The sequence below is a fragment of the Pseudomonas sp. TUM25319 genome (assembly GCF_056388475.1).
The window spans coordinates 4171700-4197784 of record NZ_CM150751.1 but is presented as its reverse complement, the minus strand read 5'-3'; the positions used below and the strand labels follow the sequence as shown (position 1 = coordinate 4197784).

The window sequence follows — 26085 nt, the reverse complement described above, 5'->3', positions numbered from 1 at the left end:
AATGGGCTGCCGCAGCGAATTGCTGTGACGGGTGGCGACAACGGTTTTGTCGTCGGTACAACCCCAAGGGGTAGCGTCAAGTGAAAATTTTAAAGTTGATGGCGGATTATCAGTGTCACCCGCTATGGGATATGTCTCCTGATGAATATGGGGACATAGATCCTTGCGGACTTCCTATCTCTAAAGAGCTTCAGTTGCGTCTGTCAAAGTGGGCCTCTACATACGATGAAACACTGGACATTGATTACCCGCCAAACTCTGGGTTTAAAAGCGAGGAGTTGGAACGCGAATTCAAGCAGGAGGGAGAGCGGTTGGCTGAAAGCTTGAGGAATGAGCTGGGTCCGGATTTTTCCATTTTTCTTAAAATTTAGTTGGTGCAAAAGGAACTGGTGCAGCGTAAGGAAGGCTTCCAGATGAGGTATTTACCGGGAAGAAACCGCATCAGACAACGCCCGGAGTAGCGAGTGTGACACAGGAGAGGTACAACCCCGCGACTGGAAAACTGGAAGAATCTGCCATCGAGTACGATCAATATGGCCGGCAGATTAAAAGAACGGACTACACTAATCACGGATATGGGGACAAGAAAAGCCAGCGGAGTATCATTCCGACCCCCACACGCACCTATGACTATGGTCCAGGCTATGGCTCAATGGAAAAGATACGAGGATCAATAATGATTAGTCTTCCAGAATTGAATGAACTGCTTGTTGCTCACAACTGTGTGCATGCAATTAGCAACCAATTGAATGCTGACGGCACAGCCTATGATTTATTCCTATCGATTTCTGACTCTGAAACAGCAGGGGCTGATGTCGTGAGTGTCAGGTTTATTGACATTAGCCAGTTTGCGTCCCGTGATTTTGGAGGCGGATTAACTCAGTTGATGCATATGAGCGTTAACAAAATGGATTCGGGCCTCGATAGGGTGCGCTATCAACTGAGTGATCTTGAAGATAACAAGCTTTCGTTTTATTTCTCATAATTCTCGCTTGGTTAGCTGGTGCAAAAGGAATTGGTGCAACGGGAGGAGTAGCCAGCTCTGGAGGGAAACCCACAGTTGAATTGTTTGGTGGGCAGAAAGCACAGATCCCTGGTGCAATTAACGTTGATATACATCCAGATATTCAGTCGGGTATTCGGGCGGACGCGACGAAACTCCTCTTCAGAGACAATTCGCTGGGAGAGGCTGTTGCTAGTAACCCTTCACTCCAAAGAATGCAGATGGCACTAACTCAATGATGGGTTTTCTATTGGAAGCTGCTCGTGCAATAGAGCCTGGTGGAAAGATACTTATCAATGCGAACGCTGCGAACCCTTATGGCAAAACCCCGCGTGCATCTGAGCTAGAGTCTCTAGGGTTGCGAGTTATACAAAATAGTTCTCCTGATTCCAGGTTTTCGGGGCAAATATTCCTCCGCACAGATGGAAGTGTAATTACAAATCTCGATAGCATGAAAACTATCGTCCTGGAGAAGTTGAGATAATAATGTCAGATGATTTTGTTTCACATGATGCTGCTATTAAAATTGAGCCTGACACAAAAGCAAATTCAACGACCCTCTTATGAGAAGAAGAGAAAAAGGATACGCAGGGACGAACAGATACCCCACCAGGCACTGACGCCCCTTTTCCGTCCCCTCGGCGATCTACCTCCCTCGCTGCCCCGCAATCCCTTCCAGCAGCGCCCGCACCAGCGCCCGCGAAATCTCCAGCGACTGACACGAGCGCCAGGCCAGATCGCCCACCGTTCTGTCGGCCAGCTCGCAGACTTGCAGGGTGGTTTCGTAGGTGGATTGGAGGGTCATGGACAGGTGGATCAGGGCGTCTTCGATATCGACGCCGGCGCAGACGGCGAACAACGGCTTCTGGTTGTCCTGGCAATGGCCGAACGGGGTATGGGCGGTGGTGAAGCGAGGGACGTGGCTGGGTGGATCGGGTACCGGCTTTTTCATGGTGTCGGACTCTGTGTTGAGGTGGGACGCCACAAACCAGCCGTCAAGCAGGAGGGTGGCGACTGTGCGCGGGTTGACGGACCGGACCACAGAGAAAACCGGCGCGCCCGAAGGCGCCCACACGCACAGCTGCCATAGCAACCGGCGCTTTGTGAGATTCGGCCCGTCAAGACCGGTCGTTGATTTGGCAACGACCGACGCAGACTAGGCAGCGATCCCCACGAGCGCAACGGCTGAAAAGGGCCGGAAGTATGGTTCGGAAATTGCCTACGTAAAAGTCAGAAACAGCCTAAATTTCGTAGCTTTATGCAACACCCACATCCGCCGCGAGGAGGATGAGTAGCCGCAACGGACGATGCCGCCACCCGCCACCCCCCAATTCCCCAAAAACCGGGTAAACCCCGGGCCCCAGTCCCCAACTCTCTTCGCGATGAACACCTAACTCACTGAAAAACAACAACAAACGACTCTGGCGCGGCCCTTGCAAAAAGGCCTGTAAACGTCCCGACCGAGGCGCGCCACGATGATCATTGTCAAAGGCAATCTGTTGCCCTCTCTGTTGTCCCTGGCCATTGGGTTGTTGGCCATCCAGCCGTCCGCCGAGGCGGCGATCCGCTGCGAGCGAACGCTGGTGGCGAATGTCGTCGCGCTGGACCAGCCCCTGATGTTCAACCGCCTCGGCGCGCAAAACGCCAACGGCATGATGTTCGCCCTGCGCCGCGATGTGGTGGACGAGCACGATGTTCCGCTGACCAAGGGCGGCGCCGCAGTGCCGGGCAAGGTCTCGCTGCGCCCGGACAAACGCCCGCGGCCGATCGTGCTGCGGGTGGCCGCCGGTGACTGCCTGACGGTCAATCTGCAGAACCTGCTGGCCTACCAGGCCAACCCGAACAAGGGCGAGGAAGGCGAGGACGGCGAGGGCGAGGACTTCGTCGTCGATGATCAGGTCGCCGACCGTCACGTCGGTTTCCAGGTCAACGGGCTGCAGGCCGTCAACGGTATCCAGGACATCGCGGCGTTCACCGGGCGTAACGGCAACTTCCTGGTGGCGCCGGGCAATACCCGCTCCTACACGCTGTATGCCGAGCGCGAAGGCGCCTTTGCCGCCATCAGCAAGGGCGCGACGTTCGGTGGCGACGGTTCGGCGGGTAACGTGGCCAATGGTCTGTTCGGCCAGGTCGTCGTGGTGCCCAAGGGCGGCCGCACCTACCGCAACACCCTCACTGAGGAAGAAATGCGCATGGCCACCACCGGCCGCGCACCCACCGGCCAGCCGGTGGTGGACTACGAGGCCCGCTACCCGCAACGCGAGCCCTGGATCAGCGAAGGCAAGGCGGGGGCGCCGATCATCGCCATGGTCGACGGCAACGAGATCGTCTCCAGCGAGGCAGATGCCGTGGTCATGGGCCCCAACCCCGACGGCAGTTTTCCGCCCTCGACCTACCCGCTGGAAAGCCTCGGCAAGCGCAACCCGGCGCTGCCCAACCGGCTGGACGCGTTCCGCGACTTTTCCTCGATATTCACCGATGAAGCCGTGGCGACCCAGGCATTTCCCGGCTATTGGGCCGATCCGGTGATGGGCCATGTGCTGGAGCCGGCGCGGGACTCGTTCATGATCAACTACGGTGCCGGCGGCATGGGCGCCGAAGTGGTGGCCAACCGGCTTGGCGTCGGGCCGATGCACGACTGCCTGTCCTGCGCCTACGAGGAATTCTTCCTCAGCTCCCACACCGTGGGCGACGTGGCGATGCTGGTGGACGTACCCGCCAACGTCGGCCTGGAGAACATCCGCCCCGGCGAAGTCCCGGACCCGCGCGATACCGGGGTCAAGGCGACCATGGCGCTTTACCCTTCGGAGCCGGCCAACGTCAACCACAGCTACATCGGCGACTTCATCAAGTTCCGCAACAGCCACAACGGCCACGAACAGCACATCTTCCACCTGCACGGTCACCAGTGGCTGTTCAACCCCAATGACGACAACTCCGACTACGTCGATGCCCAGGGTATCGGCCCGGGCATCGGCTACACCTATGAAATCGCCAACGGCGGCTCCGGCAACCGCAACCGGGTCGCGGGTGATGCCATCTATCACTGCCACTTCTACCCGCACTTCGCCCAGGGCATGTGGAGCATGTGGCGGGTCCACGATGTGTTCGAGGAAGGCACCCGCCTGGAAGTCTCGGCCCAGGGCAGCGACGGCTATCACACCGAACCCTGGGCGCTGCGCAGCGGCAAGCCGGCAGCAGGGGCCCGGGCCTTGCCCGATGGCGAGATCGTCGCTGGTACGCCGATTCCTGCCGTGGTGCCGCTGCCGGGCAAGGCCATGGCGCCGATGCCGGGCCAGGTCGCGGTGATCCCGAAAATGGCTCCAGCCCTGGTGGCCAGCCACGATGACGATGACGACGAGCATGAAGACGATGATGACGATGACGACCAGGCCCATGACGGCGAACTGCGCGCCATCGGCTCGGTGGTGCTGGTGGACCGCAGCGAAGCCAACCGCAATGCCGACGGCAGCCTGAAGAACCCTGGTTATCCGTTCTGGATCGGCGGTATGGAAAGCACCGTCGGCCAGCGTCCGCCAACCCCGCCGCTGGACATGCTCGACGCCGACAAGGCGCGCAGCCTGCGCGACAGCGGCAACAGCCTGTGGGCCAACCTCGACCCTGCGCAGTCCGGTGGCTGGGACGGCGGCCTGCCACGTCATGCGCTGGACGGCCTGGCCGCTGGCGGTGAAGCCCATGTCACCACCACTGCCCTGGACTTCTCCAAGGAGATCACCCGGGCCAAGGCGGTGTTCATGCCGGAGGAGGGCACCGATGTCGAACAGGCGGCGATGCGCTTCCACTCGAAACTGGAGCACCCCAGCTACGCATTGCTGCCCGGCCGCCAGTTGACCGCCAAGGCCTTCCGCACCAACGGCGCCTTGCCGGTGGCCGGCGCGCCGTACTACGAGCCGTGCATGGACGACCGCGCCAAGCGCCTGACCCAGGCTTCGCCCACCGGCGAGTACCACAGCGGCGAGCGCCTCGACGGCATGAGCTTCACCGGCTCGTCGCCGTTCACTGCCGATCGCCCGCGTATCTACAAGGGCGCCAACATCCAGTTCGACGCGGTGTACAACAAGGTTGGCTACCACTTCCCGCAAGCGCGCATCATCGCCCTCTGGGAAGACGCCTGGCCGGTGATCACCAAGCAGCGTCCGCCTGAGCCGCTGGTGATGCGGATCAACACCTTCGACTGCACCATGTACCAGCACACCAACCTGATCCCTTCGTTCTACGAGATGGATGACTACCAGGTGCGCACCCCGACCGATGTGATCGGCCAGCATATCCACCTGCCGAAATGGGACCTCACCGCCGCCGACGGCTCGGCCAACGGCTGGAACTATGAGGATGGCATTCTCTCCCCCGGCACCGTGGTCGAACGAATCCACGCCATCCGCACCTTCAACCAGTGCCAGAGCAGCGATCCCCGCGATGGCAGCGCCGAGTGCCCGAAAGCCAAGAACCATCCGTTCTTCGGCCGCTACGGCCGGGCCGACTGGCTGGGCGCACGCACGCAGATGCAGCGCTGGTTCGCCGACCCGGTGGTGAACGTCTACAACATCGACCGTGGCCTGGGCACCATCTTCACCCACGACCACCTCGGCCCATCGACCCACCAGCAACTGGGGCTGTACGCCACGGTGCTGGCCGAGCCGGCCAACTCCACCTGGTACCACGCCGAGACCGGCGAACAGCTGTACAACACTGCCCAGCGCCAGGACGGCGGGCCGACCTCGTGGCAGGCGGTGGTCGCCACCGGAGACCATGACAACGACGGGCGCAACGACAGCTACCGCGAGTTCTTCCTGGAATACAGCGACTTCCAGCACGCCTACGAGGCCGGTGTCTACGTCGGTGCCGGGCCGGACGGCATTCCCAATCCGCAGGCCTATCCGCCCAGTGCCGACAGCTTCCGCTACGCCATCAACCCGCCGGTGCGGGCCAAGGCCTCCAACCTGCTGGAACAGGTGGTGGAAGTCCGTGGCGGCCTGAGCTCGGCCTGTCCGAGCCGGCCGTGCCCGCAGGCGATCTCGGTGGATGACCCGGGCATGTTCGTCGTCAACTACCGCAACGAGCCGCTGGCACTGCGGGTCTTTGATCCGAACAAGGTGGCCCCGGACGGCAAGCGTGGCATGCAGGCCGACGGCCTGGCCGGCGATCTCGCCTTCGCCATGCAGAGCCGCACCGATCGCGCCATCGCGGCGATGAACCTGTCGCCGGCGGCGGTCACCCAGGCGGTCGGGCCTACCGGCGGCACCACGCTGTTCCCGCCGCACATCAACAAGGCCGGCGCCGAACCGGGCGACCCGTTCACGCCGATGCTGCGCACCTACTCCGGCGACAACGTGCGCCTGCGCATGCACGCCGGCGGCCACGAAGAGGAACACAACGTGACCCTGCACGGCGTCAAGTGGCTGCAGAGCGGTTCGGGCTTCGGCAGCAGCTCCAACTCGGGGTGGAAAGCCTCGCAGATGGTGGGCATCTCCGAGCAACTGGGGTTCATGTCGCCGGTGTCGATGATCTCCAGCTCCGCGGCGCCCAATGGCGACTACCTGTACTCCCTGGACGCCTCGATAGAGGGCTACTGGAACGGCATCTGGGGCGTGATGCGCAACTACAGCAACAGCCGCAGCGACCTGTTCGCCGTGCCGAACAACCCGCAACCGATGGCCGTGCGCAACACCGTGGCCTTCGACGGCATCTGCCCGCGCTATACCGCCAACACCAACGGTATCGGCACCCGGCCGACGGTGACCCGCAGCTACGAGATCGTCGCGGCCCTGGCCAACGACATCCTCGGCAACCCGCAAGGGGTCAACATCACCGACCCGGCCGGCGCCGGCCAGCATGTCGGCGGCCCGCTCAAGGCCGGCGGCGGCACCCTGACCTACAACACCCGGACCACGGCGATCCCGCAGGTCACGGTGGAGGATCCGGAAGACGGCGAACTGCTGACCCTCGGCGGTCACGCCGGCCCGCTGCACGACCCGACTGCCATCCTCTACGTGCGCAAGGCCGACCTTGACACCACCACCGGCAAGCTCAAGCCCGGCGTGCCGATCGAGCCGCTGGTGCTGCGCGCCACCGCCGGCGAGTGCATCAAGGTGACCCTGGAAAACCGCCTGCCGCTGGTGATGCCGGACCTGGCCAGCACCGCCTCGGTGCAGAACCTGGTCAAGCGCGACCGCAACGGCAGCGAAGGCTCCACCGCCTTCAGCAACAACCTGATGCGGCCCTCCAGCCATGTCGGTTTCCACACCCAGCTGCTGGCCTACGACATCACCAAGTCGGACGGTGTCAACGTCGGCCAGAACCCGGTGCAGACCGTTGCCCCTCGCGCCGGCAACAGCGGCGCCTACCCGAGCAAGGTCTACCAGTACTATGCCGGGCACCTGGAGCGCGAAGGCAAGCCGGTGTCGCAACTGGGCCGCGCGGTGGACAACATCAACACCACGGCGATCGAGTTCGGCGGCCTCAACATCACCCCGGCCGACCCGATCAAGCAGGGCCAGAAAGGCCTGGTGGCAGCCATGAGCATCCTGCCGCTCAACGCTACCTGGACCGAAGACACCGCCAGCCGTGCCTCGGCCACAGTGCAGGTCAGCGGCCAGCCGACCTACCGTGACTTCGCCACTGTGTTCCAGCGTGCGCTGAACATGCGCTGGGCCGATGGCCGGCCGGTGGAAGCCATCGCCGCCGAAGGCAACGGCGTGCCGGGCGACCCGCAGGACAACTCGGGCATGGCCATCAACTACAAGAGCGAGCCGCTGTGGTTCCGCTTCGGCCTGGCGCCGGACGCCCCCTTCGGTCACGCCGACGGCCGTGGCTGGGGCGACGTGCCCAACGCCCACATGGCGTACTCCAACCTGCTGGTGGGCGGCGATCCTCAGACTCCGGTGCTGTGGGCCAAGCCCGGCCAGCCGTTCCGTACCCATGTGCTGATGCCCACCGGCGGCAGCCGCGGCATGACCTGGCAACTGGACGGTCACCTGTGGCCTCTGCACGCCCTGCAGGCGGAGAAATCCGACACCGGTGGCTACCCCATGGGCCTGCCGGGGATCGGCTCGGTGCGCTTCGCCTACAACCCGATGGCCATGTACATCGGCGCCCAGGAAAGCGTGCTGCCGGCTGCGCACTTCAGCTTCATGCACTCCAGTGCCGGTGGCGGCAACGCCATCCCTGGCGACTACCTGTTCCGCGACTTCGCCGCCTACGGCAACGCCTCGGGACTCTGGGGGATCCTGCGGGTGACCAACGAGACCCCGCCTGCCACGGCACCGGCGCAGTAATCAGGGAGCACGGACATGCACAAGAAGAACAAGACGCTGTACCTGGGCCTGATGACCGGCGTGCTGCTGATGGGCATCGGCATCGCCTACGAAAGCCTGTGGTGCGACCCTCGCGAACCGCTGGTGCCGGTTGCCGATACCGGCGCCAGCCGCCTGAGCCGCGACGGCGTTACCGTGGAGTTCGAGGCCATGCCGCTGGCCGGCAGCGGCAGCCTCACCGAGGGCGCCTACGCCAGCATCCGCTTCAAGGTCACCGACCAGAACTCCGGACAGCCGCTGTCCGGGGTCTCACCGGGGGCCTGGATCGACCCGGCGCTGAGCGGTGATGCGGCCAGGGACCGCGACAAGAGCTGCAAGGCGCGGGTTGCGCTGTTCCTCAAGAGCAGCATCGGCGCACGGCCGCTGATGGACCTCAACAGCTACTTCCTGCTGGTGCTGAACAAGGACGCCAGCCTCACCGTGATCGATCCGTCGGTGTCGGTCGGCGGCGTCACCAGCACCATGGCCCGCATCGGCCTGAGCGACACACCGATGGACTGGGTGGCCAGCAGCGACGACAAACAGGTCTGGGTATCGTTGCCGGCGGCGGGCAAGGTGGCGCTGATCGACACCAGCACCTTCCAGCACCTCCAGGACCTGCCCGCCGGCCAGCAGCCGGTACGGGTGGCACTGCAGCCGGACCAGCGCCTGCTGTGGGTCGGCAACAACGCCGAGGAGGAGGGCAAGAGCGGGGTCAGCGTGATCGACACGCAGAAGCGCACGCTGCTCAAGTTCATCCCCACCGGCAAGGGCCACCACGAGATCGCCTTCAGCCACGACTCGCGCTACGTGTTCGTCAGCAACCGCGACAGCGGCACCCTGAGCGTGATCGACGGCAGCGACCTGAGCCTGCTCAAGACCCTCGTGGTCGGCCCGCATCCGCTGTCGGTGGCTTATTCGCCGCTGTCCCAGGCGGTGTACGTGGCCGATGGTCGCGACGGCGGGATCCGCGTGATCGACGCCCGCAGCCACACCCTGCGCAGCCACATCCAGGCGCAGCCGGGGCTCGGCCCGATGCGCTTCAGCGGCGACGGGCGCTACGGCATCGTCCTCAACACCCTGGAAAACCGCGCCGTGGTCATCGACGCCGCCAGCGACCGCCTGCTGCATAACCTGGAGGTGTCCGCCGAGCCGTACCAGGTGACCTTCACCAGCGCCTACGCCTACGTGCGCGGGCTGGCCTCATCCAAGGTGACCATGATCAACCTGTCGAGTCTCGGCGAAGGGCGCACGCCCATCACCCAGGGCTTCGACGCCGGGCCCGCGGCGCCGCGCCAGGCCGGCGACCTGCCGCTGGCCCAGGGCCTGACCGTGGCCCGCGACGAGAACTCGGTGTTCGTGGTTAACCCGGTGGACAACACCACTTACTTTTACGCCGAAGGCATGAACGCACCGATGTCCGGCTACGCCAACCGCGGCGCCAATGCCCGCGCCGCGCTGGTCATCGACCGCAGCCTGCGGGAAGTGGCGCCGGGGGTCTACAGCTCGACGGTGAAGCTGCCGGCGGCGGGCAATTTCGACGTGGCCTTCCTGCTCAACCAGCCGCAGATCATCCACTGCTTCAGCACCGAAGTGGCGGCCGCCCCGGACGCCGTGCACCGGCGCACGCCACGGGTGGAATTCCTCATGGACCGTCCGGTGGTGCAGCAGGGTAGTCCGTTCGTGGCCCGCTTCCGCCTGCTCGAAGGCAGCGGCGAGCCGCGCAAGGGCGTGCAGGACCTGTCGTTGCGCTACTTCCTCGCGCCGTCGTCGCGGGCGCGCAGCAGCGAAGTGGAAGAGGTGGGCGACGGCGTCTACCAGGCGCCGCTGCAACTGAGCGAGGCGGGGGCCTGGTACCTGCATGTGCAGGCGCCGTCCCTGGGCGAGGCCTTTGCCGAGAAGAACTACACCAGCCTGCGGGTACTGCCCGCCAAGGCGCACTGAACCCAGCACGAGGAACGCGCGATGAAATCCGTCAAAGCCCGCAGTTTCCTGGCCCTGTGCCTGTTGGCCGGCGCCATTTCCCAGGTTCACGCCCATGGCGGCGTCGATCACAGCGGCCATGACGCCCCGCCGGCTCGCCAGGAAAAGACCCAGGTGCGCTTCGCCGATGTCGGCCTGCTGGACCAGGACGGCATGCCGGTGCGCCTGGAAAAGGACCTGGTGGCCGACCGCATCACCGTGATCGGCTTCATCTACACCCGCTGCACCACGGTGTGCCCGGTGGTCTCGTCGATTATGGGCAAGGTCCAGCAACGCCTGGGCGGGCGGGTGGGCGACGAGGTGCAACTGGTGTCGCTGAGCGTCGATCCGCAGCACGACGACTCGAAACGCCTGCGCGACTACGCCCGCTCGTTCCAGCACGGGCCGGGCTGGAGCTGGGTCACCGGCAGTCCCTATGCCGTCACTGAAACCCTCAAGGGCCTGGGCAGCTTCAGCGCCGACCTGAGCAACCACCCGCCGCTGATTCTGGTGGGCGATGGCCGCACCGGCCACTGGACCCGTTTCTACGGCTTCACCGACCCCGACAAGCTGGTCGGCGAAGTCGATCGCCTCAGCGCCCGCCGGGTCCATGCCCGCCACACCGCCATCGCCCAGGAGCACAGCCATGAGTGACGCCAGCCTGCAGCGCCGCAGCATGAAAGCATTCGACTGGCTGGTGCTGGGCGCCTGCCTGTGGATCCTCGCCAGCGTCGCCCTGGCCCACGAAGGCCATGGTAGCGCCGCACCCGCCGCGCCGCCGCCACCGGCCGGCAGCGGCACCCACGATGCCCAGACCTATTTCACCGACAGCGAACTGCTCGACCAGAATGGCCGTCGTGTGCGCTTCTACAGCGATGTGCTGAAGGACCGGGTGGTGCTGCTCAACGTCATCTTCACCCACTGCAACGACGCCTGCCCGCTGATCACCCGCAAGCTGCGGGAGGTGCGCGAGGCAATGGGCGACGGGGCGAAGGCGGTGACCTTCATTTCCATCACCAGCGACCCGACCAACGACTCCCCCGACGTGCTCAAGCGCTTTGCCCAGGAGCAGGGCGTGGACGGGCCGAACTGGCTGTTCCTCACCGGCGCCCAGGCCGATATCGACCGCGTACTGGGCCGCCTCGGGCACATCCTGCCCAGTCCCGAGCAGCACTCGACCCAGTTGATCGCCGGTGACGTGGCCGGCAAGCGCTGGAGCAAGATCCGCCCCGACGCACCGCCGGCGGCCATTGCTCAGCGCCTGCAACTGATGACCCAGCCACTGGCCGGACGCTGAGCCATGAAGCGCCTGTTCGCCACGCTGCTGATCGCCCTCCTGGCCCAGGCTGCGCTCGCCCTCGACCTCAACGAGCAGGAGGCGGCCGGCAAGCGCCTGTACCGCGAGGGCGTGGCGGCGGGGGATGCCCAGGTGATGGCACGGGTCGGTGCGGCGGACATGCAGGTGCCAGGCAGCGTGATGCCTTGCGCCAACTGCCATGGCCGCGACGGTCGCGGACGCCCGGAAGGCGGTGTACGCCCGCCGGAGCTGAGCTGGCAGCGCCTGGTACTGGGCGCGGGCGAACGGCAGATGAACGGTCGCAGCTATCCGGCCTACGACGACGCCACGCTGGCCCGGGCCATCCAGCAGGGCCGCGATCCGGCGGGCAATCGCCTGGACCCGGCAATGCCGCGCTTTTCGCTGTCCATGGCCGACCAGCGCAACCTCACCGCCTACCTCAAGCGCCTCGCCGATGACCATGATCCCGGCGTGGAAGAGGGTTTCCTGCGCCTGGGCACCCTGTTGCCGGCAGACGGTGAGCTGGCAGAGGCGGGCCGGGTGATCCGCGCGATCATCGAGGGTCGTATCGAGGCCATCAACGCGGCGGGCGGCATCCACGGGCGCAAGCTGCAGCTCTCGGTGCTCGACCCCGGGCCGGACCAGGCCAGCGCCGGGGCGGCCCTGAGCCGGCTGCTGGACGAAGAGCAGGTGTTCGCCCTGGTCATGCCGCTGGCGCCGGCGCTGGACGACAGCCTGGCGGCGCGGCTGGAACAGGCCGGCGTACCGTTGATCGGCGCCCAGGCGCGGGCGAGTGACAGCCGGCAGATCTTCGACCCGCTACCGGGCTTGACCGAGCAACTGCTGAGCCTGGCCGAGTACGCCGCAAGCGCCCTCGACCTGCGCAGCCGTCCGGCGCGTATTCTCTACAGCGACCCGGCCCTGGCGACGGTGGGCCGGGCGTTACTGGCCGATCTGCAGGAGCGGGGCTGGAGCCGACTTGAGCTGGAGCCCTTCGCGGGCAAGGCGGTGGAGGGGGAAGCGGTATTTTTCCTGGGCTCGGCGCCGGCCTTCGGCGAGCTGACCGCCGCCTTGCAGGCGGCCGGGCGCACGCCGTACCTGTTCGCCGCCTCCAGCCAGGTGGCCGGGGAACTGATGCAGGTGCCGGAGCAATGGTCGCGCCGGGTGTTCCTTGCCTATCCCTTCGTCCCCGGCGACTGGAGCCCGGCCGGTCGGGCGGCGCTGAGCGAGCTGCGCCGCCGCCAGGGCCTGGATGGTCGCCACGCGCTGCTGCAGGTGGGCGCCTGGTGTTCCATGGTGCTGCTGGAGGAAGGGCTCAAGCGCAGCGGGCGCGACGCCAGCCGCGACAAGCTGGTGAGCGCACTGGAGAGCCTGCACGACATCGACACCGGCCTGACCCCGCCCCTGGGGTTCGGCCCCGGTCGCCGCCAGGGCCTGGCTGGCGCCCACGTGGTGACCCTGGCCATGCCCGGGCCGCTGTTCTATCCCGTAGCACCCTATACCCGCGCGGCCGAACGGCCATGAGAGGTGTGAGATGAAGCTGTTCCTGCTGATCCTGGTCCTGATCGCCTGCGCCCAGGCGTATCTGCTCAAGGCCGAAGAGGGCGGACCGGCGGCATTGCGGGTCAACGGTGTGGCGATCAGCCAGTTGCGTGTGGAGCGCTACTTCGCCGAGTACCTGGAAGACCAGGGCCGGGCACTGACCAGCATCCGCAGCCCCAGCCTGTACCAGCGCCTGCGCGAGCAGGCCGTGGAGCAACTGATCGCCAAGGAACTGCTGTGGCAGGAGGCGCGCCGCCGTGGCATCGAGGTGGACGAAGCCGCAGTGCAGGCACGCATCGGCGAGCTGCGCCGGGCCTTCCCCGATGCCGACGCCTACGACCGCGCCCTGGCCAATGCCGGCTTCGATGGCGCTTCGTTCGCCGACTACACTCGACATGAGATCGCCGCGCAACAGGTGTATGCGCTGTTGGGTCGGGTCGAGCCGCCAACGGACGAGGCCGTCCGGGCGTTCCACGAAGAACGTCGGCAGGCCGGAGAAAATAACCCGAACCAACCGCAACAAAGCCCGGTCGAACGAGAGCAGGGACTCGCATTGACCAAAAACCTCCTCCTCGAACGACAGCAGGCGCAGGCACGCCAGGCGGCGTTGCAGCGTCTGCGGGCCGAGGCCCGGATCGAACGGGCCGATACCCGGTGAAGGTGTCCCCCAGTAGTGGGGGAAGCTCAGGGGCAAAGTGCCATACTGTCCCCGGGATTGGGGCCAGCGGTCTCCGGCATTTTGGGAAACGGCAAGGGAATCAGCTATTTGCACCCGTCTCAAAACGCCTTCGCGGTCTGGCATGAAGCGTGCGTAAGCCTGTTCAAGGTCGCACGCAGCCGGATCGGGAAACCGCACCAGCACGCATTTGGAGTCGACCTTGGTGAAGACAGTTCTGGTAGTCGATGACGAGCAGACCCTTGCGCAGAACCTCCAGGCTTACCTGGCGGCGCAAGGCCTGGACGTCCATGTTGCCCACGACGGAACGAGTGCCATCGGCCTGGCCGAGCGCATCCAGCCCGACGTGACCGTGCTGGATTATCGCTTGCCCGATATGGAGGGGTTTCAGGTACTGGAGGCCGTGCGCTCGCACAGGGACTGCCACTTCGTGTTGATCACCGCGCATCCGACCGCCGAGGTCCGCGAGCGCGCCGCCCAGCTCGGAGTCAGTCATATCCTGTTCAAGCCTTTTCCCCTGGCGGAACTGGCGCGCGCGGTGTTCGACCTGATGGGTATCGCGCGGGTGTCCAAGGCCGGCAGCAACACGGATTCGGGGTTCGTCGAACGACGCCAGCACGCAAACCAGAGCTTCCCCCTGCAGCTGTATGACGGCACCTGGGTTCTGGCGGACAGACGGCGTAACGGCTCGAGACCGCCCCCACCCGACGACGATCAACTGCTCACCGGGGAGTAGGCGCGAGCAGACTGAACCCTGGCTTGCCGCGCCCCGTGCGTTGGAGAGCAGGCCATGGAATCCTCGTCGCTCGCAGTATCCCCGGCAACCGTCACTCCCGCGGCTGCACTCGACCGGGCCTTGCTCGGCCGGGCCCGTGAGCAGGCCGCGCTGACCGGCGAACGCCTGCTCGATGTGCTGCGCAGCCTGGTCGCCCAGACCCCCGTCGATTTCGTTGCCATCCTCGGCAGCCATTTGCATTACCCGGTACTGGACAGCCAGCGCCTGCTCGGTGCCACGCCGCTGTTCGGCCGCGTCAGCCTGGCCCAGTGCCTGAAGCGCGAATTCATCCTTGTCGAACTGGACGGCCAGCCCGCCGGAGTCTTCGCCGATCCCTTCGACGGCGAACGCCTGGCCTGGATCGACGAACACCTGCAGGGCGCTCCGCTGTATCTGGTGCAGGCTGCCGACCTGGCGCTGTTTCTTGCACGCCAGGAAGAGAGCTTCCATGCCGTCGATTCCCTTGGCAGCGAAGGCGAGGGCGGTGTCGAGGCCGAAGCCTTGCAGAGCCTGTCGCTCACCAGCATCAGCGAAGACCAGAGCCGGGTGGTCAAGCTGGTCAACTCGACCCTGTACGACGCCCTGAAGATGCACGCCAGCGACATCCACCTCGGTGTGACCGGTGCCGGCCTGGTGATCAAGTACCGTATCGACGGCGTGCTCACGGCCGTCAGCAAGGTCAATGGCAGCGAGTTCGCCGACCAGGTGATCTCGCGGATCAAGGTCATGGCCGAGCTGGATATCGGCGAGAAACGGGTGCCCCAGGACGGCCGCTTCAAGATCGGCATCAGCGCCCGGCAGATCGACTTCCGCGTGTCGGTCATGCCAAGCATCTTCGGCGAAGACGCGGTGCTGCGGGTGCTCGACAAGCAGGACCTGGCCGACCGGGTCAGCGGCGTACAGCTGCAGGCCCTGGGCTTCGAGGAGCAGACCCTGCGCAGCCTGCGCCGGCTGGCCGGCGAGCCCTACGGCATGATCCTGGTCACCGGCCCCACCGGCAGCGGCAAGACCACCACGCTCTACGCCATGATCAGCGAGATCAACCACGGCCACGACAAGATCGTCACCATCGAGGACCCGGTGGAGTACCAGTTGCCGGGGGTGTTGCAGATCCCGGTCAACGAGAAGAAGGGCCTGACCTTCGCCCGCGGCCTGCGTTCGATCCTGCGCCACGACCCGGACAAGATCATGGTCGGCGAGATCCGCGACCCGGACACCGCGCAGATCGCCGTGCAGTCGGCCCTCACCGGGCACCTGGTGTTCACCACTATCCACGCCAACAACGTCTTCGATGTGATCGGCCGCTTCAGCCAGATGCAGGTCGATCCCTACAGTTTCGTTTCCGCGCTCAACGCCGTGCTGGCCCAGCGTCTGATCCGCCTGGCCTGCCCGCACTGTGCCCGCCCGCTGCAGCCGGACGCCGAGCAACTGGCCGCGTCCGGCCTGCAGCCCGAGCAGGTGGTCGGCTGGCGCTTCGTCCATGGCCCCGGTTGCGGCCAGTGCCGCGGCAGCGGTTATCGCGGACGCACGGCCATCGCCGAACTGCTGCACCTGGACGACGACCTGCGGCAGATGATCGTCGAGCGCCAGCCGCTGTCGCGAATCAAGACCCACGCCTGCCAGCGCGGCCTGCGCCTGTTGCGCGCCTCGGCGCTGGAACTGGTGCGGGACGGCCGGACCACTCTGGAGGAGATCGATCGTGTCACTTTTATCGCCTGACCGGTTTATCGCCGTGCTCGGCGCCCAGGCGGTCGGCCTGTGCCGCCGTCAGGGCCGCCAGCAGCATTGGCTCGACAGCGCCGCCATCGACGCGGGGCGCGAGCGCTTCATCGAGGCCAGCCTGGAACGACTCGACGCACTGCTGGACAGCCATGCCGGCAAAGGTGCGCACCTGAGCGTGGTACTGGCGGCACAGCACTGCCGCTTCTGCCTGGTGCCCTGGAGCGAGGGCATCGCCCGGCCGCAGGAGTTCGAGGTCTACGCCCGTGCCTGTTTGGAGCGCTGCTATGGCCAGGCGCTGGACGACTGGGCCGTGGTGCTCGGGCCAGAGCCCGCCGGCCGCGCACGGATCGCCGCGGCCTTGCCGCAGCTGCTGTTGCAGGGGCTGCTCGGGCAGTGCCGGCAACGGCAGATCCGGCTGGTGTCGGTGCAGCCCTACCTGATGGCGGCCTGGAACCACTTCGCCGATCAGGTGGCCGGCAACGACTTCCTGTTCGTGGTAGCCGAGCCGCAGCGCAGCGTGTTCCTGTTGGCCCGCGAGGGCGGCTGGCAGCAGATCCGCAGCCAGGGCATCGGCGACAGCGACCCGGAGCTGGCCGCGCTGCTGGCCCGTGAATGTCATCTGCAGGCCGGGCAGGGCGAACTGCGCCTGTTCGTCCACGCCCCGGCCCGCCGCGCCCCGCGGCCGCTGCTCGAAGCAGTGGAATTGCTGGAACTGGACGAGCCGGCCGCGCTGTTGCCCAGCATGGCCCGGGTGGTGGCCTGACATGCGCCGCCTGATGCTCGACTTCATCCCGTCACGCCGTGGCCCGCTGGCCTGGGCACCGTTGCTGCTCGGCGCCGGTCTGCTGGCCGCCTCGCTGCTGTGGCAGCAACAGCTGGACGACCAGCACGCGCAACTCATCCGACAGATTCACCAGGCCGAACAGAAACTGGGCCTGCGTGCCCGCGACACCGCGCCGCTGACAGCTGCCCAGAGCCGCGAGCAGGCACAGAAGCTGGCGCGGATGCGGGATCTGTCGCAGCAATTGCAACGCCCCTGGGAGCGCCTGTTCAGCTTGCTGGAAGGCTTGCCGCAAGACGACATCGCCTTGCTCAGCCTCAGCCCCGACGCCCGCAAGGGCCAGGTGCGGATCAGCGCCGAAGCCCGCGACCTGGAGGCCATGCTGGCCTTCCACAAGCGCCTGGAAGCCAGCGGCGAACTGCGCGATGTGTCGCTGCTCAACCATGAAATCCTGGTCAAGCAGCCCGAGCGTCCGGTGCTGTTCAACCTTTCGGCCCACTGGGAGAGCGGCGATGCGCGTCTCTAGCCTGAGAGTCCACGAATACCTGCGCCGGCTGGGCTGGGCGCCGCTGGTGGGCGCTGCGCTGATCCTCGGCGCAACGCTCCACGGCGCCGGCCAGCTCGGCCAGTGGCAGGATCTGCACGCCCTGCAACGGCGCAGCGCCGAAGTGGCCGAGCAGCTGGCCCAACTGAAAACCGGCGAGCGCAAACCGGTCGAGGCCAGCGCCGACCCGCTGCAGGACCTGCAACAGCAACTGCCGGCCCAGCCCGAAGCGACCGCCGTGATCGAGCGTCTGTACCGGCTGGCCCGGGACCAGAAGATCAGCCTGTCCCGCGGCGAGTACGCCCTGGGTGTCGATCCCGAGACCCGACTGGCCCGCTACCAGATTCTGTTGCCGCTGCGCGGCAGCTACCCGCAGATCCGCCGTTTTCTCCAGACCCTGCTGGTGCAGATGCCGGCGCTGGTACTGGAAGACATCGACCTGCAACGCAAACGGATCGGCGACAGCGAGCTGACCGGGCGCATCCGCATGACCCTTTACCTGTCGAGGTCGTGATGAACAGTCAGCGCGTATTGGGCTGGACCGCTTTTCTCGGTATTTCCGGGGCCCTGGCCTGGGCGCCTGGGTACTTCTTCGAACCGCTGGAGCCTGAGGCTGCCGCCGCGGTGACCCGCGCCGCGCACAGCACCCCGGCGGGCAACCAGGCTGCCGCGCCGGCACACGAGGTGACCAGGGCACCGCTGCGCGACCTGTTCGCCAGCAAGCAGTGGAAGCCTGCCGCGGTGCTCGCCACCGTCACCGAGCAGCCCGTCGTGGTCGCGCCGGTGGAGGTGTTGCCGGTGGCGCCGGCGCTGCCGTTCCAGTTCGTTGGCCGCCTGGATGATCGCGACGATCAGCGGGTGTTCCTCCAGGCCGGGGAAAAACTCTACGTCGTGCGTCGCGGTGACGTGATCGACGACACCTACCGCATCGACCAGATCTCCGCCACCGAGCTGAGCCTGGTCTACCTGCCCATGCACCTGTCCCAGACCTTGTCTGTAGGGAGCGCACCATGAATTGCTCAGTCGTTCACAAATCCGCGCCGTTCCTGCTGCTGGCGCTGTTCGTCGCGGTCGCCGGCTGCGGCACCAGCGGGGTGCGCAAGGACGGCCAGGCGCTGATCGCCGAGGGGCAGTACGAAGCCGGCATCGCCCTGATCGAACAGGCCCTGGTGGAATCGCCACGGGACACCGAACTGAACATCGCCCTGGCCCAGGGCCGGGCCAAGGCGGTGGAAGCGCTGCTGACCCAGGGCGACAGCGACCGTTCGCGGCACGACTTCGCCGGGGCGCGCATGGCCTACGGCCGGGTGCTGACGCTGGAGCCGCAGAACCGTCGGGCGATGGAAGCGGTGCGGCAGATCGAGCAGCTGCGCAACATCGACGAGCGCACCGCCCTCGGCCAGGCGGCGCTGCGCCGTGGTGATCTGTTCGGTGCCGAGCGGCACATGCGCGAGGTGCTGCTGCTCGACCCGCAGAACCAGGGCGGCCTGGGCCTGCGCAGTGACATCGAGCTGGTCCAGGCGCGCACCGCCCAGCCCAACCCGCAACTGCGCGGCAAGCTGGAGCGGCCGGTGACCCTGGAATTCCGCGACGCCAACCTCAAGACCATTTTCGAGGTGCTGTCCCAGGTGGCCGGGCTCAACTTCATCTTCGACAAGGACCTGCGCCCGGACATGAAGGCCACCATCTTCGTCCGTGACGTGCGCATCGAAGACGCCGTGGCCCTGCTGCTGGAGCAGAACCAGTTGCACCAGAAAGTGGTGAACGACAACACCCTGCTGATCTACCCGGATTCGCCGCAGAAGACCAAGGATTACCAGGAACTGGTGATGCGCACCTTCTACCTCACCAGCATCGACGCCAACACCGCGCTGAACATGGTCAAGACCCTGCTCAAGACCCGCGACGTGTTCGTCGACGAGCGCCTCAACACCCTGACCATGCGCGACACCCCCGATGCGGTGCGCATGGCCGAGAAACTGCTGCAGTCCCAGGACCAGTCCAACCCTGAGGTGGTGCTGGAAGTGGAAGTGATGGAAGTGGCCCGCTCGCGGATCCTCGACCTCGGCCTGCAATGGCCCAACACCTTCGGCGTGGTCAACAGCGACGGCAGTGGCGTGAGCATTCTCAACCAGCTGCGCGGCATCAACTCCTCGCGCATCTCCATCGCCCCGGCGCCGCAACTGAAGATCAACGCCCAGGACAACGACATCAACACCCTGGCCAGCCCGGTGATCCGGGTCAGCAACCGCGAGCAGGCGCGCATCCATATCGGCCAGCGGGTGCCGATCATCAGCGCCACCTCGGTGCCGTCGACACAGGGCCCGGTGATCACCGAGAGCGTCACTTACCTGGACGTGGGCCTGAAGCTCGAAGTGCAGCCCATCGTCCACCTGAACAACGAAGTGGCGATCAAGATCGCCCTGGAAGTCAGCAACGCCACGCCGCTGGAAGCCACCCGCCAGGGCACCATTCCGGTCCAGGTCGATACCCGCAACGCCCAGACCAGCCTGCGCCTGCATGACGGCGAGACGCAGATCCTCGCCGGCCTGGTGCGCAACGACCACGGTGCCACCGGCAACAAGATCCCCGGCCTGGGCGACATTCCCGGCCTGGGCCGGCTGTTCGGCAGCAACAAGGACAACATGAGCAAGTCCGAGCTGGTGCTGGCCATCACTCCGCGCATTGTGCGCAACCTGCCGTACCAGAGCCCGTCGGACATGGAGTTCCCCACCGGCACCGAGACCAGCCTGCAGATCCGCAACCTCGAGCGTGCCAGCGAGCTGGCCGAACCGGGGCCGGACGCGCCGCTGGGCGACACGCCGATCGCCGGGAGACCCTGAACCATGAAACGCGTACAAGGCGGCTTCACCCTGATCGAAGTGGTCATCACCCTGGCCCTGATCGGCCTGCTGGCGGCCATCGCCGCACCGCTGACGGAAACCGTGATCCGCCGCGGCAAGGAGCAGGAACTGAAGACCGCGCTGTACCAGTTGCGCGACGCCATCGATGCGTACAAGCGCGCCTGGGACGCCGGCTACATCGAGAAGAGCCTCAACGCCAGCGGCTATCCGCCGAGCCTGGAGGTGCTGGTGGACGGTGTGCGTGACGTGCGCAGCGCCAAGGGCGCGAAGTTCTACTTCCTGCGGCGCATTCCCGCCGACCCGCTGCACCCGGCACAGGGCGACGACAACGGCTGGGGCCTGCGCACCTACGACAGTTCGGCGGACAACCCGCGCCCCGGCGAGGATGTGTTCGACGTGTATTCCCGGGCCCCCGGCAAGGGCCTCAACGGCATCGCCTACAGCCAGTGGTGACGACCATGCGCCGGAACAAGGGCTTTACCCTGATCGAATTGCTGGTGGTGATGGCGATCATCGCCACCCTGGTGACCATCGCCATGCCGCGCTACTTCAGCAGCCTGGAGCAGTCGAAGGAAACCACCCTGCGCCAGAGCCTCAGCGTGCTGCGCGAGGCCCTGGACCATTACTACGGCGACACCGGGCGCTACCCCGAGTCGCTGGAGCAACTGGTGGAGCAGCGCTACCTGCGCGCCGCACCGCTGGACCCGATCACCCAGCGCCGCGACCTGTGGCTGGTGCTGCCGCCGCCGGAAGGCGTGGCCGGTGGCGTCGGCGACATCAAGAGCGGTGCCACCGGGAGGGCGCGTGATGGCAGCCTCTATGCCGACTGGTAAGGCGGCCCAGGCCGGCTTCACCTACCTGGGTGTGCTCCTGCTGATCGCCGCGACCGGTCTGGCGCTGGGCGCCGCCGGGCAACTCTGGTCAACCCAGGCCCTGCGCGACCGCGAGCAGGAACTGCTGTGGGTTGGCGGGCAGTACGCCCAGGCCCTGCGCAGCTACTACCGGGCTTCGCCGGGGCTGGCCCAGTACCCGCAGACCCTGGAAGAACTGCTGGAGGATTCGCGCTTCCCCAACCTCAAGCGGCACATTCGCAGGCTCTATGCCGACCCTGTCACCGGCAGTGACGACTGGGGCCTGGTGCGTTCCATCGACGGGCGCATCACCGGGGTCTACAGCCGTTCCCAGGGCGTGCCGCTGAAGCAGTCCGGCTTCGCCGCGCAGTGGGCCGATTTCGAGGGGCTGGGACATTACGCCGACTGGCAGTTCGTCGCCGAGCAGGCGTTTACCGGCAAGGCCGCCCAACGCCCGGTCACGGACGGTGCGCCATGAAACGCTGCCTGCGGGTCGCCGCGCTGCTGCTGGCGCTGGGCTGTGCCCAGGCGCGGGCCGGGGCGGAAGACGAAATGATGGGCTTCATCGTCGATTACACCATCAGCCACATCGGCCACGACTTCTACTACAGCTTCGCCGAGCGGCTGCGTGCCACCAGCCGTCTGGATTTCAACCTGGTGGTACGGGAAAAACCGGACCCGCGCTGGGGCAGCCTGGTGTCGGTCGAGTATCAGCAACGGGTGGTGTACCGGCGCTTCCTGCCGCCCAACACCGCCGAACTGAAAGCGGTGGCCTACGAGGCTGCCGACCTGGTCAAGGCGCAGGTGATCCAGCGCAAGCTCGAATCCCTGCTGCAGGACACCACTGATCTGGAGAGGGACGAGCTATGAACGCCACTATCGCCCACCACCTGGCCTGCGCCGTGCTCCTGACGGCCTGCGTCCAGGCTTCGGCCACCGAACTGGTGCACACCCCGGTCAACCCGGCCTTCGGCGGCAACCCGTTGAATGGCACCTGGCTGCTCAACAATGCCCAGGCGCAGAACGACCATGACGATCCGTCCAGCGGTCGCTCGTCGTACACCGGCACCACGGCCCTCGAGCGCTTCAGCAACCAGCTGGAGTCGCGGATGCTCTCGCAACTGCTGGACAACATCGCCAACGGCAACAGCGGCAGCATGTCCACCGACTCTTTCATCATCAACGTGATCGACGATTCCGGGGCCCTGAGCATCCAGGTGACCGACCGGGCCACCGGCGAGGTCTCGGAAATCCAGGTCAACGGCCTGAATCCTTGAGCCGCGCCGAGCCGAATGGGGAGAACAACATGAAACGTCTACTGGGCGCACTGCTGATCCTGGCCACCCTGCAAGGCTGCGGGCTGCGCGAACCGATGTCGGCCGAGGATACCGAGACCCCGACCCTGACCCCACGGGCCTCCACCTACTACGACCTGCTCAACATGCCGCGGCCCAAGGGCCGGCTGATGGCCGTGGTGTATGGCTTCCGCGACCAGACCGGGCAATACAAGCCGACCCCGGCCAGCTCGTTTTCCACCAGCGTCACCCAGGGCGCGGCGAGCATGCTGATGGATGCCCTGCAGGCCAGCGGCTGGTTCATGGTGCTGGAGCGCGAAGGGCTGCAGAACCTGCTGACCGAACGCAAGATCATCCGCGCCTCGCAGAAAAAGCCGGACACGCCGCTGAACATCCAGGGCGAACTGCCACCGTTGCAGGCCGCCAACCTGATGCTCGAAGGCGGCATCATCGCCTACGACACCAACGTACGCAGCGGTGGTGAAGGCGCGCGCTACCTGGGCATCGACATCTCCCGCGAGTACCGGGTCGATCAGGTTACGGTCAACCTGCGGGCGGTGGACGTGCGCAGCGGCCAGGTGCTGGCCAATGTCATGACCAGCAAGACCATCTACTCGGTGGGCCGCAGTGCCGGGGTGTTCAAGTTCATCGAATTCAAGAAACTGCTGGAAGCCGAGGTGGGCTACACCACCAACGAGCCGGCGCAGTTGTGCGTGCTGTCGGCGATCGAAGCCGCCGTGGGGCACCTGCTGGCCCAGGGCATCGAGCGGCGGCTGTGGCAGGTGGCGGGGGATGGCAGTGGCGACAAGGCGGTGCTGGACAAGTACCTGAGCCAGTATCAGCAGCCTTGAAACGGGCACATCCTCCAGTGGGAGCGGCTTCACCGGAACGCCGGACCGCCGCGATCGGCGGCGAAGCCGTCGTAACCCCTGAGCCCCCTGTCTGCCAGACGTATCGCGGACTCAGGTTTCATGGCCGCTTCGCGCCCAATCGCGGCTGAAGCCCCACAAGATGTTGCCAGTCGATGAGTCTGTGTTCAGGTCGCGACCCGCGAAGTCGAGCCGATCACCGCTTCAAGCACGCTGAAGTCGATCCAGTCGCGCACATCGAAGTGCCGCGGGATGAACTGCCAGCGGTAGAGGAAGTCGGTGAAGTCCTGCAGTGCACTGATGGAGCGGCTGTCGAGGGTGGTGCGCAGGCGCCGGTGGGCGTCTTCGCCATAGGCCGCCGCAACCCAGTATTCGCTGGTGTTCAGCTCCCGGGCCAGGTAGCGGCGGGTCTCGTCGGGGTTGGCCCAGGCCCATTGCTCGGTACGCAGCAGCACGTCGACGATGCGCTTGCAGGCGCCGAAGTGATGGTCGAGCAGGTTGGTGTCCACCGTCAGGGTGCGGGGCGTGCCGTTGTTGGAGCGGATCAGCGGATCGGGGTGGGAGCCGGTGTCGATGACAACATGCAGGCCCAGTTCGTAGGCCAGTTGCAGCGCCGTGGCACCCTTGAGGAAGATCGCGTCGATATCGCCGCGCAGCAGGCCGATCAGTTCGTTGTTGCGCCGGCTGATGCGTCCGCCCAGGTACACCGCTGCACCATGCACATGGGTCACCTGTTCGTCACTGTGGGTGCCGCCGTAGGGGTAGTCCACCAGCTCGACGTCGGCGACGTTCAGGCCTTCCAGGCGCAGGGCGTTTTCCAGGCCACGCAGGGCCTGGGCGCGGGTGAAGTCGATCTGCACGTTGGCCCACTTCGGCAGGCCGAAACGGCGGTTCTTCAAATCGCGGACGGTCTTCACCCCGCTTTCGGCGGTGGTCAGGATCAACTGCACTTCGTCGGCCCAGCTCAGACCCAGCACCCGTGTGTCGACGCCGGCCGAGTAGGCCCAGATCGCCGGGATATTGCCGCCATGGCGGACCGAGTTGGGCAGGTGGTGGTCGTAGTGGGCTTCGCGGACTTCCCGTTCGCTGGACTCGCGCAGCGACTGGATCGAGGTGCCCAGCGGGGCGAAGGCTTCGGCCAGGCGGCCGGTCTGCACGGCGATGCCGAGGCCGGTGGGCACCGGGCTGTGGGTGTACCAGAGGGTGTCGAGGGGCGTGCTCATGTGGGGATCTGGTCCTTGCAGGGTGGCCGGTTGTCCGGCCAGTGGAGTAGTCGGCCCGTCCTTCTGGGCAGGGTATTCAGGCGCTGGCCTTGAGGGCGGCGGCCCTGGGCTCGCGCAGCAGTGGCAGGACTTCCTGGCCGATGCGCAGGGCCTCTTCCAGGTGCGGGTTGCCGGCGAGGATGAAGGTGGAGAAACCGGCGTCGCGGTACTCGGCCAGGCGCTCGGCGATGTTCTGGTGGCTGCCCACCAGGCCGACGGTGGGGCCGGGCTTGGCCTTGGCGAAACCGGCCCAGAGATTGGGGCCGAGGATCAGGTCGTCGAAGCGCTGGATGTTCTGGTGGTAGGCCGTCTGGCGCGCTGCGCCGACCGAGTCGCTGGCCCGGGTGAAGGCGCTGGAGACCACGCTCGGCTTGCCTTCGAGGCGGTCGAACTGGCGGCGCAGGTCGGCCCAGGCGGCTTCTTCGGTTTCCCGGGCGAACAGGTCCACGCGCAGGCCGAAGCGCACGCTGCGGCCTTGCTTGTCGGCCAGCTCGCGGACCCGCTCGATATGCGGCTTGAGCTGGTCCACCGGTTCCGCCCAGTTGAGGTAGACATCGGCGTGGCGGGCGGCCACCTCCAGCGCAGGCTCCGAGAACCCGGAGAAATACACCCCCGGCTTGCGTTCATTGCCAAGGCCCGGCGGCAGCGCGCCGTTTTCCAGTTGGTAGACCTCGCCGTCGTAGCTGAAGCGCTCGTGGCTCCACAGGCCCTTGATGATGTCGAGGAATTCGCCGGTGCGTTTGTAGCGCTGGTCGTGGTCGAGGTAGTCGCCCTGGGCGCGCTGGCTGGCCGGGTTGCCGCCGGTGATGATGTTCCAGTCCAGGCGGCCGTGGCTCAGGTGCTGGAGAATCGCCGCCTGCTGCGCGGCGTAGGCGGGCAGGGTCCAGGTGGCCTGGAAGGCGATCAGGAACCGCAGCCGGCGGGTTTCCCGGGCCAGGGCGGCGGCAACGATCCAGGGTTCAGGCCCGGTGGGCAGCAGTGCGCCTTCGAAGCCGGCCAGCTCGGCGGCCTTGGCCACCTGGGCGATGTAGTCGATGTAGGTGAAACCGTCCGGCGTGCCGTCGGCCAGCAGGCCTGGCGCAATATGCCCGTGGCGGCCGGCGAAGCTGCCGCGGTTGTGCTTGTCGGTGGTCAGTTGCGGGCCGTCGGTGCCCAGGGGCAGACGCCAGAAGAATTCGGTGCTCATGGCAGGTCCTCTGTAGATGTGAAAGGGGCGGTGCAACCGGCGTGCCACGCCGGATTCGAGGGCCTCATCGCTGGCAAGCCAGCTCCCACAGGGCCTGTGATCAGGGCACTTGGTGGGAGCTGGCTTGCCAGCGATGAGGCCGG

At 66.0% G+C, this 26085-nt stretch carries 24 protein-coding genes; 21 read left to right on the top strand and 3 right to left on the bottom strand.

Features of this window, described 5'->3' with window-relative positions; all coding sequences use genetic code 11:
* Positions 1–80: 80 nt before the first annotated feature.
* Together AC05QJ_RS19385 and AC05QJ_RS19380 are read left to right on the top strand one after the other, a co-directional pair.
* On the top strand, positions 81–371 hold the full coding sequence (locus AC05QJ_RS19385) for a hypothetical protein (RefSeq protein ID WP_476742905.1): 291 nt from the start codon (positions 81–83) through the stop codon (positions 369–371).
* Positions 372–466: 95 nt separating this feature from the next.
* Positions 467–985: a hypothetical protein gene (locus tag AC05QJ_RS19380; RefSeq protein WP_476742904.1), complete on the top strand. Its 519-nt coding sequence runs from the start codon at positions 467–469 to the stop codon at positions 983–985.
* 664 nt (positions 986–1649) lie between these two features.
* Here AC05QJ_RS19380 and AC05QJ_RS19375 read toward each other — a convergent pair.
* On the bottom strand, positions 1650–1955 hold the full coding sequence (locus AC05QJ_RS19375) for a DUF3077 domain-containing protein (protein ID WP_476742903.1): 306 nt from the start codon (positions 1953–1955) through the stop codon (positions 1650–1652).
* Between the two features lie 523 nt (positions 1956–2478).
* Here AC05QJ_RS19375 and mnxG point away from each other — a divergent pair.
* From mnxG to AC05QJ_RS19280, 19 genes are all read left to right on the top strand, one after another.
* The gene (gene mnxG, locus AC05QJ_RS19370) at positions 2479–8298 is read left to right on the top strand and encodes a manganese-oxidizing multicopper oxidase MnxG (protein WP_476742902.1); all 5820 of its coding nucleotides are present in this window, start codon (positions 2479–2481) and stop codon (positions 8296–8298) included.
* Positions 8299–8313: 15 nt separating this feature from the next.
* Complete coding sequence (locus AC05QJ_RS19365; protein WP_476742901.1) at positions 8314–10260, top strand: cytochrome D1 domain-containing protein; 1947 nt, start codon at positions 8314–8316, stop codon at positions 10258–10260.
* A gap of 21 nt (positions 10261–10281) precedes the next feature.
* Positions 10282–10932: an SCO family protein gene (locus AC05QJ_RS19360; RefSeq protein WP_476742900.1), complete on the top strand. Its 651-nt coding sequence runs from the start codon at positions 10282–10284 to the stop codon at positions 10930–10932.
* Complete coding sequence (locus tag AC05QJ_RS19355; RefSeq protein ID WP_476742899.1) at positions 10925–11575, top strand: SCO family protein; 651 nt, start codon at positions 10925–10927, stop codon at positions 11573–11575. Before AC05QJ_RS19360 ends, AC05QJ_RS19355 begins: the two co-directional genes overlap by 8 nt.
* Positions 11576–11578: 3 nt before the next feature.
* The gene (locus AC05QJ_RS19350) at positions 11579–13099 is read left to right on the top strand and encodes a cytochrome c/ABC transporter substrate-binding protein (RefSeq protein WP_476742898.1); all 1521 of its coding nucleotides are present in this window, start codon (positions 11579–11581) and stop codon (positions 13097–13099) included.
* A 10-nt stretch (positions 13100–13109) separates the two neighbouring features.
* A complete protein-coding gene (locus AC05QJ_RS19345) occupies positions 13110–13775 on the top strand; it encodes a SurA N-terminal domain-containing protein (RefSeq protein WP_476742897.1) in 666 nt (221 codons plus the stop codon).
* Between the two features lie 220 nt (positions 13776–13995).
* On the top strand, positions 13996–14529 hold the full coding sequence (locus AC05QJ_RS19340; RefSeq protein ID WP_476742896.1) for a response regulator: 534 nt from the start codon (positions 13996–13998) through the stop codon (positions 14527–14529).
* A 54-nt stretch (positions 14530–14583) separates the two neighbouring features.
* The gene (locus AC05QJ_RS19335; protein ID WP_476742895.1) at positions 14584–16287 is read left to right on the top strand and encodes a GspE/PulE family protein; all 1704 of its coding nucleotides are present in this window, start codon (positions 14584–14586) and stop codon (positions 16285–16287) included.
* Positions 16268–17053: a hypothetical protein gene (locus AC05QJ_RS19330; RefSeq protein WP_476742894.1), complete on the top strand. Its 786-nt coding sequence runs from the start codon at positions 16268–16270 to the stop codon at positions 17051–17053. The genes AC05QJ_RS19335 and AC05QJ_RS19330 overlap by 20 nt, the downstream gene beginning before the upstream one ends.
* Position 17054: 1 nt before the next feature.
* Complete coding sequence (locus AC05QJ_RS19325) at positions 17055–17597, top strand: pilus assembly protein (protein WP_476742893.1); 543 nt, start codon at positions 17055–17057, stop codon at positions 17595–17597.
* Entirely contained in the window at positions 17584–18129 is a 546-nt protein-coding gene (gene pilO / locus AC05QJ_RS19320) for a type 4a pilus biogenesis protein PilO (RefSeq protein WP_476742892.1), read from the top strand. The genes AC05QJ_RS19325 and pilO overlap by 14 nt, the downstream gene beginning before the upstream one ends.
* On the top strand, positions 18129–18629 hold the full coding sequence (locus AC05QJ_RS19315; protein WP_476742891.1) for a hypothetical protein: 501 nt from the start codon (positions 18129–18131) through the stop codon (positions 18627–18629). The genes pilO and AC05QJ_RS19315 overlap by 1 nt, the downstream gene beginning before the upstream one ends.
* Entirely contained in the window at positions 18626–20458 is a 1833-nt protein-coding gene (locus tag AC05QJ_RS19310; RefSeq protein ID WP_476742890.1) for a secretin N-terminal domain-containing protein, read from the top strand. The genes AC05QJ_RS19315 and AC05QJ_RS19310 overlap by 4 nt, the downstream gene beginning before the upstream one ends.
* A gap of 3 nt (positions 20459–20461) precedes the next feature.
* Entirely contained in the window at positions 20462–20932 is a 471-nt protein-coding gene (locus AC05QJ_RS19305; protein ID WP_476742889.1) for a type II secretion system protein, read from the top strand.
* 5 nt (positions 20933–20937) lie between these two features.
* Entirely contained in the window at positions 20938–21312 is a 375-nt protein-coding gene (locus AC05QJ_RS19300; protein ID WP_476742888.1) for a type II secretion system protein, read from the top strand.
* The gene (locus AC05QJ_RS19295) at positions 21287–21808 is read left to right on the top strand and encodes a type II secretion system protein (protein WP_476742887.1); all 522 of its coding nucleotides are present in this window, start codon (positions 21287–21289) and stop codon (positions 21806–21808) included. Before AC05QJ_RS19300 ends, AC05QJ_RS19295 begins: the two co-directional genes overlap by 26 nt.
* On the top strand, positions 21805–22200 hold the full coding sequence (gene csgE / locus AC05QJ_RS19290; protein ID WP_476742886.1) for a curli production assembly/transport protein CsgE: 396 nt from the start codon (positions 21805–21807) through the stop codon (positions 22198–22200). The genes AC05QJ_RS19295 and csgE overlap by 4 nt, the downstream gene beginning before the upstream one ends.
* Positions 22197–22607, top strand: a complete 411-nt coding sequence (locus tag AC05QJ_RS19285; protein ID WP_476742885.1) for a curli assembly protein CsgF — start codon at positions 22197–22199, stop codon at positions 22605–22607. The genes csgE and AC05QJ_RS19285 overlap by 4 nt, the downstream gene beginning before the upstream one ends.
* A 29-nt stretch (positions 22608–22636) precedes the next feature.
* The gene (locus AC05QJ_RS19280) at positions 22637–23476 is read left to right on the top strand and encodes a CsgG/HfaB family protein (protein WP_476742884.1); all 840 of its coding nucleotides are present in this window, start codon (positions 22637–22639) and stop codon (positions 23474–23476) included.
* 185 nt (positions 23477–23661) lie between these two features.
* Here the strand turns inward: AC05QJ_RS19280 and AC05QJ_RS19275 are convergent, their stop codons facing one another.
* Both AC05QJ_RS19275 and AC05QJ_RS19270 read right to left on the bottom strand, forming a co-directional pair.
* Positions 23662–24717 (bottom strand): ABC transporter substrate-binding protein, encoded by a 1056-nt coding sequence (locus AC05QJ_RS19275; RefSeq protein ID WP_476742883.1) that lies wholly within the window; start codon positions 24715–24717, stop codon positions 23662–23664.
* 76 nt (positions 24718–24793) lie between these two features.
* Positions 24794–25942, bottom strand: a complete 1149-nt coding sequence (locus AC05QJ_RS19270) for an LLM class flavin-dependent oxidoreductase (protein WP_476742882.1) — start codon at positions 25940–25942, stop codon at positions 24794–24796.
* Between the last annotated feature and the right edge of the window lie 143 nt (positions 25943–26085).

Coding starts and splice junctions, on each gene's coding strand:
- AC05QJ_RS19375 (WP_476742903.1), bottom strand. CDS start 1,955: ATGAAAAAGCCGGTACCCGATCCACCCAGCCACGTCCCTCGCTTCACC.
- mnxG (WP_476742902.1), top strand. CDS start 2,479: ATGATCATTGTCAAAGGCAATCTGTTGCCCTCTCTGTTGTCCCTGGCC.
- AC05QJ_RS19365 (WP_476742901.1), top strand. CDS start 8,314: ATGCACAAGAAGAACAAGACGCTGTACCTGGGCCTGATGACCGGCGTG.
- AC05QJ_RS19360 (WP_476742900.1), top strand. CDS start 10,282: ATGAAATCCGTCAAAGCCCGCAGTTTCCTGGCCCTGTGCCTGTTGGCC.
- AC05QJ_RS19355 (WP_476742899.1), top strand. CDS start 10,925: ATGAGTGACGCCAGCCTGCAGCGCCGCAGCATGAAAGCATTCGACTGG.
- AC05QJ_RS19350 (WP_476742898.1), top strand. CDS start 11,579: ATGAAGCGCCTGTTCGCCACGCTGCTGATCGCCCTCCTGGCCCAGGCT.
- AC05QJ_RS19345 (WP_476742897.1), top strand. CDS start 13,110: ATGAAGCTGTTCCTGCTGATCCTGGTCCTGATCGCCTGCGCCCAGGCG.
- AC05QJ_RS19335 (WP_476742895.1), top strand. CDS start 14,584: ATGGAATCCTCGTCGCTCGCAGTATCCCCGGCAACCGTCACTCCCGCG.
- AC05QJ_RS19325 (WP_476742893.1), top strand. CDS start 17,055: ATGCGCCGCCTGATGCTCGACTTCATCCCGTCACGCCGTGGCCCGCTG.
- pilO (WP_476742892.1), top strand. CDS start 17,584: ATGCGCGTCTCTAGCCTGAGAGTCCACGAATACCTGCGCCGGCTGGGC.
- AC05QJ_RS19315 (WP_476742891.1), top strand. CDS start 18,129: ATGAACAGTCAGCGCGTATTGGGCTGGACCGCTTTTCTCGGTATTTCC.
- AC05QJ_RS19310 (WP_476742890.1), top strand. CDS start 18,626: ATGAATTGCTCAGTCGTTCACAAATCCGCGCCGTTCCTGCTGCTGGCG.
- AC05QJ_RS19305 (WP_476742889.1), top strand. CDS start 20,462: ATGAAACGCGTACAAGGCGGCTTCACCCTGATCGAAGTGGTCATCACC.
- AC05QJ_RS19300 (WP_476742888.1), top strand. CDS start 20,938: ATGCGCCGGAACAAGGGCTTTACCCTGATCGAATTGCTGGTGGTGATG.
- AC05QJ_RS19295 (WP_476742887.1), top strand. CDS start 21,287: ATGGCAGCCTCTATGCCGACTGGTAAGGCGGCCCAGGCCGGCTTCACC.
- csgE (WP_476742886.1), top strand. CDS start 21,805: ATGAAACGCTGCCTGCGGGTCGCCGCGCTGCTGCTGGCGCTGGGCTGT.
- AC05QJ_RS19285 (WP_476742885.1), top strand. CDS start 22,197: ATGAACGCCACTATCGCCCACCACCTGGCCTGCGCCGTGCTCCTGACG.
- AC05QJ_RS19280 (WP_476742884.1), top strand. CDS start 22,637: ATGAAACGTCTACTGGGCGCACTGCTGATCCTGGCCACCCTGCAAGGC.
- AC05QJ_RS19275 (WP_476742883.1), bottom strand. CDS start 24,717: ATGAGCACGCCCCTCGACACCCTCTGGTACACCCACAGCCCGGTGCCC.
- AC05QJ_RS19270 (WP_476742882.1), bottom strand. CDS start 25,942: ATGAGCACCGAATTCTTCTGGCGTCTGCCCCTGGGCACCGACGGCCCG.